Here is a 917-nt window from a genome sequence, read left to right as displayed (position 1 = left end):
GCCAGCGCGGCGGCGGCCACCACCTCCTCGGGCAGGTCGTCGTCCTTGTGGCTGCGGCGGCCGGGCAGGGCCAGCACCAGGACGGTGAGGCCGAGCAGCACCTGGGCCCAGATCCAGCCGGTGTGGGCGGCGCCGCCCTCCCGGGTGACGGTCAGCTTGCCGCCGGCGGCCGGGAGCTTGAAGCCCTGGGCCCAGCCGTCGACCGTGGTGGACTCCAGTGCGGTGCCGTCCACGGTGGCCTTCCACTCCGGGGCGGCGGACTCGGCGAGCCGCAGCACCCGGCCGTCCGGGCCGGCCGGGACGGTGGCGGACAGGTCGCGGGCCCCGGACGGGACGACCACCGGGTTGGCGCCCGGGGCGGTGATCACCGCGCGGACCGCGGGGGTGCCGTTGACCTGCCAGAGCGCGGCGGCGCCGTCCTGGTTGGCCTTGACCAGGCCGGGGGTGGTGTCCAGGACGTCCTTGAAGACGTCGATCACCGGCTGCTGGACCAGCACGTAGGCGATGCCGTAGCCGGCCAGGGCACTCGCCTGGTCGGCACCGGAGCCGGCCAGCAGGCTGCCGACCACCTTGTTCAGGCCGTCCTGGGTACCGGTCGCCGGGTCGACGGTGGACTCGGCCTGGCCGAGCGTCAGACCCGCGCCGCGCAGCACGGTGTAGCGGACCGCGGCGCCGTTCTTCTCCCCGGTGACGACCAGGGTGCGGGCCCGGTCGGTGGTGCCGGCCTCCTCCGCGATGAACGCGGGGACCTGGTCGGCCTGGCCGCGGTGCAGCGGACCGCCGGCGCCGGTCAGCGCCCACCACAGTCCGGTGCCCAGCGGAGCCAGCACGGCCGCGGCCACCACCAGGGCGGCCACCGGCTGGCGCCAGCCGAAGGCGATCCCGGCCACCCGGGCGTTGGCGCCGTCGGCACCGAT

Annotated in this window: 1 pseudogene; it reads right to left on the bottom strand. The window is 76.6% G+C overall.

The features are described from left to right. Positions 1-917: pseudogene (locus KS423_RS46290) on the bottom strand (family 2 glycosyl transferase); the annotation flags it as partial.

The organism is Streptomyces sp. LS1784, assembly GCF_020103755.1.
Taxonomy (GTDB): domain Bacteria; phylum Actinomycetota; class Actinomycetes; order Streptomycetales; family Streptomycetaceae; genus Kitasatospora.
This window is presented reverse-complemented; position numbering and strand designations above follow the sequence as displayed.